11 protein-coding genes and 1 riboswitch are annotated in these 14,716 nt (G+C 35.0%); of the genes, 2 read left to right on the top strand and 9 right to left on the bottom strand.

The annotated features are described in order from the left end of the window. Nucleotides 1-98: 98 nt before the first annotated feature. The 3 genes from JHK62_RS01290 to JHK62_RS01280 form a co-directional block, all read right to left on the bottom strand. Nucleotides 99-5,573: a beta-N-acetylglucosaminidase domain-containing protein gene (locus JHK62_RS01290; RefSeq protein ID WP_199574872.1), complete on the bottom strand. Its 5,475-nt coding sequence runs from the start codon at nucleotides 5,571-5,573 to the stop codon at nucleotides 99-101. A 288-nt stretch (nucleotides 5,574-5,861) separates the two neighbouring features. Then, on the bottom strand, nucleotides 5,862-7,130 hold the full coding sequence (locus JHK62_RS01285; protein ID WP_199574871.1) for a nucleobase:cation symporter-2 family protein: 1,269 nt from the start codon (nucleotides 7,128-7,130) through the stop codon (nucleotides 5,862-5,864). After that, nucleotides 7,131-7,712, bottom strand: coding sequence for a xanthine phosphoribosyltransferase (locus JHK62_RS01280; protein ID WP_199574870.1), 582 nt, complete (start codon nucleotides 7,710-7,712; stop codon nucleotides 7,131-7,133). Nucleotides 7,713-7,815: 103 nt separating this feature from the next. Continuing rightward, nucleotides 7,816-7,911, bottom strand: a riboswitch (purine riboswitch). Nucleotides 7,912-8,094: 183 nt separating this feature from the next. Between JHK62_RS01280 and JHK62_RS01275 the strand changes: the two genes are divergently transcribed. Both JHK62_RS01275 and JHK62_RS01270 read left to right on the top strand, forming a co-directional pair. Further along, the gene (locus tag JHK62_RS01275; RefSeq protein ID WP_199574869.1) at nucleotides 8,095-8,988 is read left to right on the top strand and encodes an ABC transporter ATP-binding protein; all 894 of its coding nucleotides are present in this window, start codon (nucleotides 8,095-8,097) and stop codon (nucleotides 8,986-8,988) included. Continuing rightward, a complete protein-coding gene (locus JHK62_RS01270) occupies nucleotides 8,985-10,202 on the top strand; it encodes an ABC transporter permease (protein WP_199574868.1) in 1,218 nt (405 codons plus the stop codon). Before JHK62_RS01275 ends, JHK62_RS01270 begins: the two co-directional genes overlap by 4 nt. 29 nt (nucleotides 10,203-10,231) lie before the next feature. Here JHK62_RS01270 and JHK62_RS01265 read toward each other — a convergent pair whose 3' ends face one another. The 6 genes from JHK62_RS01265 to JHK62_RS01240 all read right to left on the bottom strand — a co-directional run bounded on the left by JHK62_RS01265 (nucleotide 10,232) and on the right by JHK62_RS01240 (nucleotide 14,684). Further along, the gene (locus JHK62_RS01265) at nucleotides 10,232-10,654 is read right to left on the bottom strand and encodes a hypothetical protein (RefSeq protein ID WP_199574867.1); all 423 of its coding nucleotides are present in this window, start codon (nucleotides 10,652-10,654) and stop codon (nucleotides 10,232-10,234) included. Between the two features lie 78 nt (nucleotides 10,655-10,732). After that, nucleotides 10,733-11,695, bottom strand: a complete 963-nt coding sequence (locus JHK62_RS01260; protein WP_199574866.1) for a hypothetical protein — start codon at nucleotides 11,693-11,695, stop codon at nucleotides 10,733-10,735. Nucleotides 11,696-11,855: 160 nt separating this feature from the next. Then, entirely contained in the window at nucleotides 11,856-12,275 is a 420-nt protein-coding gene (locus JHK62_RS01255) for a hypothetical protein (RefSeq protein ID WP_199574865.1), read from the bottom strand. Between the two features lie 14 nt (nucleotides 12,276-12,289). Further along, nucleotides 12,290-12,988, bottom strand: a complete 699-nt coding sequence (locus tag JHK62_RS01250; RefSeq protein ID WP_199574864.1) for a DUF6287 domain-containing protein — start codon at nucleotides 12,986-12,988, stop codon at nucleotides 12,290-12,292. A 171-nt stretch (nucleotides 12,989-13,159) separates the two neighbouring features. After that, entirely contained in the window at nucleotides 13,160-13,309 is a 150-nt protein-coding gene (locus JHK62_RS01245) for a hypothetical protein (protein ID WP_199574863.1), read from the bottom strand. A gap of 1 nt (nucleotide 13,310) precedes the next feature. Beyond that, entirely contained in the window at nucleotides 13,311-14,684 is a 1,374-nt protein-coding gene (locus tag JHK62_RS01240; protein ID WP_199574862.1) for a PTS sugar transporter subunit IIC, read from the bottom strand. Nucleotides 14,685-14,716 lie beyond the last annotated feature (32 nt).

Genomic DNA, 14,716 nt, shown 5'->3' with positions numbered 1-14,716 from the left:
CTTTGTTCAAATTACTAATAAAGAAGATAGAGGTTGGATATGATATCCAACCTCTATACTCTCGTTAAATTATCTAGCAATAGCTATCGCTCTAACAATTAGTCGAATTCTTTTTTCTTTTGACCATAGCCATATAGGCTCAAAGCAGAAAGTAAAGAGAGACTTCCAAGAACACTTAATGTATTAGTATCCCCTGTTTTTGGTAATTCATTTGAATTTTTTGAATTTCCTTTTGCAAATATTTCTTTACTTGTATTTGAAGGACTATCTGTCATTAAAAGGACTTTTTCTTTCTGGTTATCTTTGGCAGTGGATTCATTTTTGTGTTGAAGTGTTTTATAAACAATACCGTACTCACTAAAATGTTTGGCAACAAAGACAATTCCAGTGTGATTTTGGCCTTTTTCATCAGTATATGTCGTTGAAGTAAATGCTAAACGTTCAGCTTCATTACTATTTGGTAGATAAATCACCTCACCTACTTCTTTGCCTTCATCTATCGGCAAAATGACAAGACTATCTTTTAATGGGCTAATAACTTGACCAGCATCATCTAATAATTCAATGTCATAAAGATCATAGTCAAGCCCTTTAAGAACTTGAGGGGTCTCTTTATCCAAGGTTTCTTTGTGATTAACTTTTGCACCAGTGATAAGAGCTAATTCCCCTTTTTCCAACTGGATACGAACACCTGTTTTGGCGTCCACTATCTCTTTAGAATCTTGTAGGAAAGTCAGTTCTTCTAATTGATGAGTTGTCGCTTTGCCTGTTTCAAAAACAATACTTGGTAATTCTTCAACCGTAGGAGCAGTTTTTGGAACCTGGCTTTCTAATGGTACAGGCATTTCAGGTAAATCATAGTTTGGATAAGTATCAGGAATTTTAGTCTCTGGGACAAAATCAGAATCAGGGAGTTCATAACTTGGGTAGTTATCAGGAACTTTAGTTTCTGGGACGAAGTCTGATTCAGGCAGTTCATAGCTTGGAGCTGTCTCTGGTACTTTTGTATCTGGGACAAAGTCCGATTCTGGTAATTCATTAACAGGGAAATTATCTGGTACTTTTTCCTCAAGAACTCCGGTAAATTCTGGCAAATCTTCTACAAAGACACCTTTACCATTTTTAACAATTTGTTCCTTCTTAACAGTGTCATAGTAAGTCTTCACTTCATAAATGTCAATTGGGTGATTATCCCATGACAACTCCAGATCCAGAAGATGTTTCACACTACTTGGAAGTATCACCTTAGCAAAGCTTGATTGTAGATTACCAAGAGTTATCCAATGACTTGCGACATTTTGATCATAGTCCTTACTACTTTCAGCAACTCTAGCACGTACCATGATTGGAGCTTTTGAGCTGGCTGTTGAAAGAATGGTAATGTGATTGTGATTAGTTTCTTCAGAAAGATGATAGATTAACTTACCTGCTTCTTTATCTAAATGATAGGTTGTCAAAATTTTACCATCAACAATATTATTGGCCAGCGACTGACTTGTCTCACTATTTTTGGTTTCAACCGTTGGGTCATTAACTGTTTTAACAAATTCGCCATCGTTAATCACAAGTTCAGTAAAGGCCATGAAACGTTGTAGATAATCAGCTGTAAATAGTATTCTTAGATAATTAGCTTCTACTGGTGATGCAAGAGTTCCTTCGATGAAACGATTGCCAGGATTTTCTGAATCATGGGTCCATCCATCATCAAGTGAACTATCACGGGTAGGATTTGTAATCCCATCACCAATCGTTACCACATCAACCCAGTTAGTACCATCTGTACTAACTTGAATTTTACCATCACGCAAGTAATTTTGAGTACCGTCTTGGATATAGCCTCTTATCTTCTTAATGTTTCTTGTTGTCCCAAGTTTGATAACAACCTCACCGTCACGTCTTTGGAAATCGCTGAATTCTACATGACGATCCAATTTACCATCAAAAAGATCTGATAGATTATTAATATTACGAACATCATTTGCTCCGTAATAGCTATTAATTCCCATTGTAGTCGATTCTAAGCTATTAGGTAAAACTTCAACTGTTTCTAAAATCAAGTGGTAATCTTCCAGTGATTGTGTGTCATTCGTTTGGTTAACCAGGCGAAGGTATCTGACTAGATTGTGATCTGTGATTTGTTCTTTACTAAACCATTCAACATTGTTTGGTGAATAAAGGAGACTTAACGGCGTATTAATTGTTTCGCCAGCAGGTGTTTCTAAGGCAATGTCTTGTAATTCATGAAGGCGTTCTAAACGCAAACCAACATAGTCACCAGCAGCTAGTTGATGTTGGCCTTCTAGAATAAGCTTGTATTGATTATCTTCTACGTAAGTCTTGCTATTTTTTAATGACTCCACATTGGTGTCAGTATATTCAAGAGTTCCTGAATGACTTTCTAGCATAAATTGTGAGATACGCCACCATTTGCTCATAGCCTGATGATTAGTGATGCGAATAGCTTTTGCAACAATGCCAGTGTTTATTTCAATTTTTCTCTCACCATTGACATCTCTTAGTTTATGCCATGTCACAAGATCATCAGAGTACTCAATCACTCCTCTAGCAATCTTATCACCTTGTCCTTGTGTAATCGTCACTTTGGTAATCTCTGTTGGTTTTTCAACACTCACTTGAACCCATGCACCTTGCGGTGTATTGTCTTGATTATTGGCATTAGCAAGCATTGCTTCCGTATTTGGATCGTTATCTAAAATATAGTTTTGATTTCTACCAATTTTATAGATGAGATTGTTACTGTGTGTCACAGTCAGTTCTAGGTCTGCATTATTTTTACTTGCTTCTAATGGACGATTAACAGCAATCTCACGCACACCTAGCCAAGTATTCCCCTTAGCTGCAGTAGCAATCAATCGAACGGCTTTCGCATTAATTGCTAAGTTGTCAAACTCGATAAGTTGTTCATTACCAACAAGTCCTTCTTTTTCAATTGTCAACCATTCATCAGTTTCATTAAGGTATTCTACTTTGGCACGGCTAAAGGTATCCCGAAGATTTTCTTTTGTACCCATAGCAAAGATAAGATTTTTAATCACTTGAGCTTTACTAAATTCAAGGCCAACATAATCACCAACAGCAATACTATTTGGTGTTGTGCTAAGAATTTTAGTCGATAAATCACCATCTAAAATACTATTGAGATCCCCACTTGCAATCGCACGATTTGTAATAAATGATTGTTGCACTTGGCTAGGGTCTAATGAATTTTCTACTTCTTTTGATAATTCATCTAAAAGTGTCAAAATAAATGGTCTAATATGCTGAACACCTAGTTCTGCATTTTGATAACCACTAACATACCAGAAGCGATGAGTTTTTGAAGTGTTATAAAAATCAAGTCCAGCCTTATAATTTTCCCAGAGTCCTGTTGTGTTATCTGTTTTAATGTATTCAGTAGCTGTAAGCAATTTATCTAAGGCATTCATTTGATCGATAGTATTATCTAACCAGTAGATAATCTGATCTTTCATACGACTATAACCATTAGCTTTATATGTTTCAGCTGCTGTTTTTAACTTAGTAAATTCTTGACGTAATTCGTCTCTTTCTGCTGAAATATCTTCGCCAGCTTTTAATTTAGTGATAAAGCGTGTGAGTTTTGGTGCTAGTTCAACAGACTCTTCTAGTTTAACAACACGAGTATCCATATTTTGGTTAATCATGTGTTTTCCTAATTCTCTAAAGGCGTTAGCAGTTTCAGATGGTTTAAATGTACCATTTTCAGCAAAATTAAAGGCCATGTCATTAACGCTTTTTGCTTGTGCCACTGATTTCCAAATCTTCCATGTGTATTCTGCTGCTGAGAATAATGCAATCTTAGAAGGTTCTGATTGTTGCATTGGGTTTAACATAATCCCAGCAATAAGACTTGGATCAACATTTGGTTGTAAGAATTGCTCACCACCACCTAAAATGAGGTGTTGTTTAGAGTTATCTGTTGTTGGCCAGTTAATCCAGAGTTGAACAGGACGATAAGTGGCGCCGTTTGCTGATAGGTTTGTTTTTAAATTATTAAGGAACTGATTGGTTACTTGTCCCCAAATACGTCCACCTGTCAAGGTTAATGAAGACGTTTCTGGTAAACCATTATTTAAAGAACGTAGTTCTGCTTCTGTTCCGTTACCCCAATATTCATGAGGAACAAAAATCATTTCTTTTCTTAATCCGGTATATTCAGCTTGTTTTTCTGTTAACCACTGGGTTAAGTCAGTCATTAATTTATTATAGCTAGCAGCACCACCAACTGGAGTGGCTGCATCATCAGCTAGGATACCAAATTCTCTGACACCAACGTTTAATAGTTGTGTGAATTTAGCTTTGATAATTTTTAGGTCATCTTCGTAGAAACGGTAATTGCCTTGTCCATCTTTGTCAAAACGAACAGGGTTTGACATGAATGGATGAATGGTCCAAACATAGCGAGTTTTTGATTGGTTCCCAACACGCGCCAACATCTTGATTTCTTCGAGCTTATCATCTGGATAGAGTTCTCTCCACTTGCTATTATGATAAGGGTCATCTTTTGGTGCAAAAACATATTGGGTCATTTTAAGATCGCCACCATAACGCATCAATTCTGCACGATCCTCATTTGACCAAGGATTACCGTAATAACCTTCAATGAAACTACGATTTTTAATATCAGCGTAATCTTCAACAACGAGTTCACGTAGAACGGGCACATCACTATCTTTCAACATATGTTTCAAACTAGTTAAACCATAAAAGACAGCATCTGTGTCCTTACCAAGGACTGATATGGTATTATCTTTGATGACAATTGAATAGGCATCAATTTTGTCAAATAAGGCTGAATCTATTTGTGACGATGCTTGGTGTTGACTTGCTAAAGTATCTTTCCCACGAATACCCAATAAGATATTTGGTGTTGTTGTAGCCACTTCACTTGATGTTGTATAAGAAATTTGGTTAGCTTGAAGAATTTCTTTAGCACGATTGCTGGTGTAGATATCAACATCTTGACCAACGACTAAATTAACTGTCTGGTCCAAGCGTAAAAGACCATCACCGTATGTTATTTTTTGAGGAGTTGGATAAATAACATACTCTTTTTCAAGATAAGCTTGGTCTGTGACAGCGGCATCTACTGCTTCTTTAGAAAAATCTGGTGTTGCTGTGTATTGATTATCTAAAGCGATTGTGCCATCAGGAGCAACTTCCTTATCAGAACTCACTAACTCTTTTGGGTTGGCACCATCTTCAAGTGCTGTTGAAAGCATTGGAATTTCAGTATCAGCTGAGTCAATCTCTTCAGTAACTGTTACCCCTTGATGAGAAGCTACTTCTGTGGAATTTGTCGTGTCGTTTGAACTTTCGCTGTCAGCTGCAATTCCTGTTTCAACTGTTCTTTCCTGATCACCAACAACTTCATTAGTCATCACCATATTGTCTTGGTTTTCTTCTGCTAAAACGGTTAGTGGTGATGTTCCAAACAGCAACATTCCTACAACAACTGAGCCTACGCCAATAGATGTTTTTCTAATGGAATAGTGAAAACTTCTCTCACCTTTATATTGTCTATTAAACGCCATAAAAACCTCCCTTTAATGTTTAACCTTCTTTATAATAGTCCTTATTAACAATAATAATTGTAAGCGTTTTATTATTGTTATATTAACATATTATCTTGTTTTTTTCTAGACTAAATCTCAGATTTAATGGAATTTTATCGTTTTTTCTTTTTATTTCTGTCTAAGAATAAAAAACATAATAAAAGTGACTTTTTTTACCATCTTAAAACAACGAATTGCCTTTCAAAACACCAAAAAAATAGCTTTTCAAAATTGAAAAACTATTTTTAGCTTGATTAAAAGAATTATTTAGTCTTGTTTTTTCCCATTTAAGAGGAGATTTAACACCACTGCAAAGAGTGTCACAATCACAATCCCATTGGTTAAAAACATTTGAAGGGTATTGGGTAAGCTATGAAAGATATTAGTGCCGTTAAAGCCAACACCTGCTGCGATGGAGACGGCAGCAATAATAAAATTATTTTCATTATTTTTAAAATCAACAGCATTTAGCATCTGCATCCCTTGTAGGGCAACCATGCCGAACAACACTAACATTGCACCACCAAGAACGGGGCTTGGAATCATTTGTGCCATAGCACCAAATTTGGGCACTAACCCTAAAATCACTAGAAAGAGTGCAGTGTAATAAATAGGACGTCTCGTTTTAATTCCTGATAATTGGACTAAACCAACATTTTGTGAAAAACCAGTATAAGGGAAAGTATTGAAGATCCCACCAAGTAAAACTGCAAATCCTTCAGAGCGGTAACCATTTCTTAAACGTTGGCTGTCTAATTGATCATTGGTTAAGTCAGAAAGAGCCAAGTAAACCCCAGTTGATTCAACCATTGATACAGTAGCAATGATACACATCATAATGATTGAGGTAATTTCAAATTGTGGTGCCCCAAAGTAAAATGGTTGAGGCACATGTAATAATGGTGCCTGTCCTACTACTGAAGTATCAACTATTCCCATAAAGGCTGCAATGATTGTCCCACCAATTAATCCGATTAAGATAGAGATGGATTTAATAAACCCTTTAGCAAAAGTATTAATCACCAAAATAATGGCAATTGTTACCAAGGCTAAAATCATTGATTGAGCAGTTGGTTCAGGGGAATTATCACCCATATTGCCCATTGCAACTGGTATCAAGGTTAATCCAATCGTCGTAATGACTGAACCAGTGACAATTGGTGGAAAGAAATTAGCAATTTTCGAGAAAATACCCGCTACAAGAATGACATAAATTCCTGAAGCGATAAGGGCACCAAACATGTAGCCGGTACCTTGTTGTGCACCAATAATCGATAATGGCGCAACTGATTGAAAGGCACAGCCCAAAACGACTGGAAGACCAACACCAAATTGTTTTCTTAATTGTAATTGGAGAAACGTCGCTACACCACACATAAAGATATCAGTGGAAATAAGATAAGTCAATTGTTCTGATGAATAGCCTAACGCACTGGCAATCATGATGGGTACTAGAATCGATCCAGCGTACATGGCTAATAGGTGCTGCAACCCTAGAATCGCTGCTTGCGAATGTTTTTGTTCATTAAATTCCATTTAGATATCTGCCTCCTTAAAGATCACTTTTCCATTTTCAAATGCTTTAATTCGCGCTAAAGACGTCACAGGAACTCCAAGATCTTCTAGTAATTGTCGACCATCTTGGAAAGATTTTTCAATCACAATGCCAACCCCAGCAACACTTGCTCCTGTTTGTCCAATAATGTTAAGAAGCCCCTTAGCTGCTTGACCATGTGCCAAAAAGTCATCAATGACTAAAACAACATCGTCTGGATTTAAAAATTTACTAGCAATTGATACTGTACTCTTGACTTGTTTGGTAAATGAAAAGACTTCTGCCGTTAAAACACCTTCATTCATAGTAATGTTTTTGGCTTTCTTTGCAAATATCATTGGAACACCAAGGGCTTGAGCAGTATATATTGCTGGAACAATTCCTGAAGCCTCAATCGTCACTACCTTTGTAATACCTGAGTTTTCATAGTGTTTAGCAAAACGTTTACCAATCTGATCCATTAATTCATAATCCACTTGGTGAGTCAGAAAACTATCCACTTTTAAAATACCTTTTCCGATAACGTGACCGTCTGTTAAGATACGATCTTCTAGTAATTTCATTTCTTCTCCTTTTTAGATAAAAAAAGAGCCTGCTTAAAGGTCTGAAGGTACTCAAAAAGAGTCTACAGCCTTAGTGAGTTTCATTGGTTAATGAAATATCTCAGCAAGCTCAAAGCCCACTTATTGTTAGACATTACGGTGCCTTGTAGAAACGCTGTGCCAATTCACAGCATAAATAAGTTAAACGTTTTTATTCTTTTTTAATACAACTATTCTAACAAAATCTTCGTCAATTGGGAATATCAAAATAAAAAAATTTGAAAAAAAAATAAAATGACTTGACAATAAATGTAAAGTGAACTATACTTATTTTGTAAAGTAAGCTATACATTTTTAATTAGCTTCACTGATTAATAAGAACCTTATTAAAGGAGGATTAGAAATGATTTCAATTTCACAGTTATCCAAAAGCTATGGTGACAACCAGGTCTTAAAAGATATCTCATTTGATATCCCTTCTGGTATTATTTGTGGCTTGATTGGTAAAAATGGGTCAGGGAAAACAACACTTTTTCATTCCATTTTAAATTTTGTGACTTATGAGGGTAAAATCCATTTAGATAATCATCCCTTGACAACAAAAGATTATAAACATATTGGCTATCTTCCAGAAGAACGCAGTCTAATGCCCAAGCTAACTGTCTTTGAGCAAGTGCGTTATTTAGCTACTTTAAAAGGTATGTCAACAAAAGATGTTGCTAAGAAATTACCAATTTGGATGGAACGTTTAGAAGTTAAGGGAAAACTAACAGATAAAATTAAAAGTTTGTCTAAAGGAAATCAACAAAAAATCCAATTGATTATCACCTTAATTCATGAACCCGACTTCATTATCCTCGATGAGCCTTTTTCTGGACTTGATCCAGTTAATACTGCTCTTCTTAAAAAAATCATTCTTGAAGAGAAAAAACGCGGGGCAAGTATTATTTTTTCTGACCATGTTATGACAAATGTTGAAGAATTATGTGATGAACTCATCATGATTAGTGAAGGCAGTCTTGTTTTAAACGGTAGCATCCAGTCCATTCGAAATCAATTTGGTAAAACACGACTCTTTGTTTCTGATGATCTTGATAAAGAACTATTGGAAGGTTTACCTCATGTCGTTTCTGTTAATCATACTAATCAAGGGACATGGCGTTTAGTTTTAGATGACGAAAAAGCTGGGCAAGAATTATTCCAACTAATTACCAAAGGACAATATGTGGCAACATTTGACCAACAAGCTCCTACTATTGATGAAATCTTTAAAATGAAATCGGGGGTTGCACTATGAAACAATTACTATTAGTCGCTAAAGAATCTTATTTTAGACAAGTCAAATCCTGGGCCTTCTTTTTCATGGTGATTTCACCCTTTATCTTTATCATCTTTTCTTCAGTTATGGGGTATATCGGTGCTAGTAGTGCAATGAGGGGAACTCAAATTGCCATTGTTACTGAAGATAAAGCGATTGAAAAACCCTTTCTTAGCCAGTTAGATTATATTAATGATTACACTGACACCAAAAAAGCACAAAAAGCATTGGATGATGAAGACATTGCTGGTTATTTAGAGGTAGATACAAGTGAGCCACAAGTGAAGGCCACTTATCATGGGAATAATCCTTTATCTGATTTTGAAAAAGGCTCTATTACTCAACTTCTAGCTAGCTTTCAACAAAGCAAAAATATTGTAACCGCCCAACTATCAGATGAACAACTGGCTCTTCTAGCCACTGAACCACAGCTACAAGAGGACATTAAAGAAGGCGCACAACTGGAAAATAGTGGTAAGCAAATTGCCTTTTTTGGACTAGTCATGGTGATGTATATTATCATTATTACTTATGCTAGTACGACAGCTCAAGAAATTGCTAATGAAAAAGGCACTAAAATTATGGAGGTTATCTTTTCAAGTATTCCAGCAAACCTCTACTTTTACGGGCGTATCATAGGCTTTTTAGGCGTTATCATCACTCATGTCGGTATCTATGTAGTTGGTGGTTATCTTAGCTATCTTGGCCTATCTCAGTTTTCTGGGACAAAAGAAATGGTCGCAGATATTAAACCTCTTCTAACAAGTGTCTTTGGACATCTTGATTGGTCCATCGTTTTATTTGCTGTTTTAGGAATCTTTATTTACGTGATACTAGCCGCACTTTGTGGCTCTCTGATTGTTCGTGTAGAAGATGCTTCAAAAGCTGTTCAACCCGCTATCTATCTTGTTATTGCCGGATTCTTTGGAGCATTATCTTTGGGACAACAAGGCTCTGACCAGATTCTTTTAAAAATTGGGTCTTATATTCCATTTTTATCTTCATTCTTTATGCCTATCAGATTAATCAATGGCTATGCATCAACAATGGAAAGCATTATTTCTTTGATGATATTAGTGATTTCAACTGCTGGATTAATCATTTATATCGGTAAATCCTACTCAGGACTTATCCTTCAAACGGATGACCTAGGATTTATTAAGAATATTAAACGTAGTTTTTCTAAAAAATAAAAGCGCAAAAATAGAGTAAGACAATTGTCTTACTCTATTTTGATAGGATTGTTTTCTTGAGAGGCTTCTATTTTTTGAAATTCAAAAATAGGAACTAAAAAACATGATAACAAGAGCACAAGCAAAATGATTGAAAAAAAATTAGATGAAACATCGAGTATTGGAACAAAATTAGATAATATCAAAAAGATCCAATAAAAATTAAAATACCGGTAAATAATTTTATTAAAACGAGTGGCTACCAAAACAAGGTCATCACCATCTGTAACTTTAAAAGAAACTTTTCTCTCAAAAAGTGGTTTTACTGTCAGGATTGCTTGTGACTTAGTAAGGGGAATTGTTATGGTTTCCTCTTCATAAATCTTTGCGACAATCTCACCATCTAGATAAACTTTAAATGCTAAATCCGACATAGCCGAATGAAATCTTCTTCGAGTCAGTGTTACTGCCATAACAGTCTCCTCTTTACAATCTTTTCTTTATTATATCATACTAAAAGGCTAGATTTTCTCTAGCCTTATGTCTTGTTATTACTCAAAGTAGGTGTTGCTGATCACTTGCCATGTCCCAGAGGTGTCATCTTTTTTTTCAAGATAATCTGAATCATTAATTCTATAAAGACCAGTAACTGAATCACTGTTAGAAACCGAATCATCATTTTGACGTATGCTCACATAAACAAGACCGTCATCACCTTCATAGAATGAATTTAAATAATCTTCTTCAAAAACAATATTATCAACATTTTCTGTCAAGTATAATGCTTTTATCCAGCTAATGGTTTTTTCTGCTGTTAAACTGGTTTTTTCTAATAAATCTGTCTCTTTTACTGGATTATCCTTTAAAGAAGATGTTTTGTTTGGTCTTGTTGCCTTCATATTATAACTTGGTGCATAGTCAAACTCTTTATCAGCACTAACTGACCATACTTGAGGGTAAATCACATCACCATCAATTAAGATACCAATATCATATTTAACGTAATGACCGCCGTACCCAGAATAATGAAGTGCTGTAGTATCAGTACCAGAAGCGATTTCATAGCGATATAATTGATTTCCCAATGAAACCAGCTTATCAATTTTTGTCGTGTAAACCTTGCCATCAAGTTCCCTAGTCACAGTCCCATCAGAATTAAAGGTGATGATATAGTTTAAGAAAGGATCATTTATTTTCCACTGGCCTAATAATGCTTCTGGAAAAACACTTGTAGAGGTTGAAACTGCATTATTTTCTTGCGACACTTGTTTTTCAGTTTCTTTGACTACTTCTTTCACTGTTTGTGCAGATTTACCAGTATTATTCTTTACTGCGGACTTATTTACTTTTGATTTTATATTATCTGAACTTGCTTTTGTCGTTTGTTTCACTTTATTATTAAAGGAATTTGACAATGATTCTTTTTGATTGCTACGAGTTGAAAAAATGAATAAAACACTTAATAGTAGTCCTAAGGTAACAATGCCTACTAATAAAAGACGTCTTTTTTTCATGATAAGTCTCCTAATCTCTTTGATAATACTATTATATCTCTTTATGTCATCAAATACAAACATTTATGTAATCTTTTTGTAATATTTTTAATGTATTGATAACATTATTTGATAGACCTTTAGAATAACTCTCTCAAGGTTTCTAATCGTAATCTCTCTATTAATTGTCTATTCTTTCAAAACTATAATGAGAAAATTTCTTTAAGAAATAATCAATAAACACTATGATAACTATTAAAACTATACCAAAAAGAATTTTGAAAGGAAAAGATAATGTATAGGCGAAAGTTGATGAAGGGTAATAAAGAATCAAATAAAAAAATAGTAAGAATAGCCAGCGATATTTTAGATAAACACTCTCTTTTATTTTGATTTCATCGCCATCATAAACAGTGATGGTAGAACTCTTTAAACCTGTTTTAAAATCTCTGATTTGTAAGGTAGCCTCTTTTGATGGTAGTTCATAAAATTGTTCACGATGATATTCTTTAAATTCTTCTACAGACTGACCATTAATAATCACATCTAAGGGAGCTTCTGAATTAACATCTTCTTTTTTTCTAAGCAATAAGATTGCCATATGGTACTTCTCCCTTATTCTTCTTGCTCAATTTCCTCAGTAGTAACAACAGATTCTGGAGCTGTAGTATCGTCAGAGATTTTGTAGTAAGGCTCATAATCGGCCTTAGTACTCTGACCAATAAGAATGACATCTTTTTCATAAATAACTTTTTCTCCAGGTGTCTTTATGCCAGTAGGAACAATGGCTAAACTAGCCCCTCCTATCAGTGACTCCCTTGAATAAATACCAGCTTTTAATATATTATTTTCTATTCTAGAAATTTGAATGTCATAAGTATCATTAACAATTTTCTTACCATCATTATTATAATATATGATTGCCACTACGCCCTTGTTATCAAAGATAATACCTTGGCCACTATAATTTTCCCATGTTCCAGCAATACTTGAAAAATCACCATTTGAAATAGCCTCTAAGTTAATGGTAGAAGTATTTTGATTGGGATTAGCTTTTTCTTCTCCATCTTTTTGTGGTTGTTGTGCTACAGGACTTTGCTCTGTAACTTGGGTTGCTGTGTTGTCATTAGGTGTTGGTTCTTTCGTTGTCACTTTTGACTCTTTATCTTTTTGTTTAGTCGTCAAAACAGTTTTATCAGCAACTTTTTTTGCTTCTTGTTTATTGGTTTTTGAGGGGGTCAATAAAAAGAGGACAAATAGGACTAAAATGATCAACCCGATGACTGAACTAAAAATAATAGCTGATTTTTTCATGATTGGTCTCCTTAATATCTTTTCTAAGGGTATTATATCTCTCTTTGACATCTAATGCAAATATTTATGTAACATTTTAGTAATATTTTGTAATCATTTGATAACATTATACCTTTTAATTTTTAGAAAGTATTTTTTGCTAAACAAAAATCACCTTAACGGTGATTTTCTTTATTTCTTTTTCTTCATTAGATAGAATCCAAGTAAGACTAAGCTTAGGCCTGATAGGATATTAAGATACTTATTTCCCATTGTGGGACTAATAGCAATAAGGAAAAATCCAAAAGCCATTAAAAATGTTGCACCATTTTTTTGTGTCATTTTATTCGCCTGCTTTTACTTTATTTGCTGAGATAACAAATGGTGTCCAGATAAGAAAGGCAACAAATAGATTAAAGAGTGATACTAAGGCTGCCATAATATTGCCACCTGTTGCAAGATAAGCATACAATCCTGGAGGTGTAATCCATGGAACTGCTAGAAAGACTGGAGGAATTAAACCAGAAGCCGTTGCTAAGTAGGCAATAGTGACACAAATTGGTGGAATAATTAACCATGGAATAGCAAAGATTGGGTTTAGAACCATTGGAATACCAAAAGTAATTGGTTCATTGATATTAAATAGTCCCATTGGAGCTGATAGTTTAGCAACTGCTTTGTGTTCTTCACGTTTTGAGAAGATAAAGATTGCAATAATAAGTGCTAATGTGACTCCAGAACCTCCCATTTGAGCAAAGGCATCAAATGAGCCACGTGTCCAAGTCCAAGGAAGATTAGCAACACTATGTGTAGCTTCATAAACAGCTGTGTTTTCATTAAGGGCTGGGATATAGATACCATCTAAAATAGGACCAAGAACATTGTGACCATGAAGTCCAAAGAACCAGAATAGTTGAACTAAGAAACTTAAAAGAACAACAGAACCAAGACCTTGTGACAGACCCATTAACGGTTTTTGAATATAATCAGAAATAAGATCACTCATTGCTAAACCTGATAAAGCAAACGTTAAGTAGGCAATAATTGAAGTGGCATAAATGGCTGCTGCACCAGGAATAATGGCAACAAATGCTTTGTTTACTGCTGGTGGAACACTATCTGGTAATTTAATAGTAATGTTTCGTTTAGTAAGAGCTGCATAAACAAAGGAAGCAATGAAGCCTGTAATTAAAGCTGTAAATAATCCGGTTGCTCCTGCATATTTTAAGGCAATAGCTCCCCACTCACTCACTTCAAGTGAAGAGACACCATCTGATGAAACAATTGTTAGACCCAAATCTTTTAAGGCATTAACTACTGATGAGTCTACCCCTTCTAAGGCAGTTGTAATGGTTAATGATTGAGGTAGTGTTGCAATAAAAGCTGCAATTGAAATAAGACCACCTGCTAGAGGATTCACTTTATTCATAACAGCTAGATTATGTCCTAAGGCAAATGAAAAGACAAGTGCCATAATACCAATGGTTCCAAAATAAACATAACCATTAATATTGATGATTGGTTGCATGGCTTCGACAAATCCTGTCATCCCCATGTTTGTTGGAATGTCTCTTAAAAAGACATTTAATAATACTGCAACGGCACCAGCCATTGTGATAGGCATCATTGCAACAAAGGAATCACGGATAGCCACTAGATGTCTTTGCGATCCGATTTTCCCTGAAATCTCCATAAATTTAGTCGATAAATTTGACATTTCAAATCTCCTCTTTTTTTTATTTTTACATT

Origin of the sequence: Streptococcus pacificus (assembly GCF_016481305.1) — a bacterium.
GTDB lineage: Bacteria > Bacillota > Bacilli > Lactobacillales > Streptococcaceae > Streptococcus > Streptococcus pacificus.
Note: the sequence above shows the minus strand (reverse complement) of the source record. Positions and strands in the feature narration are given on the sequence as shown.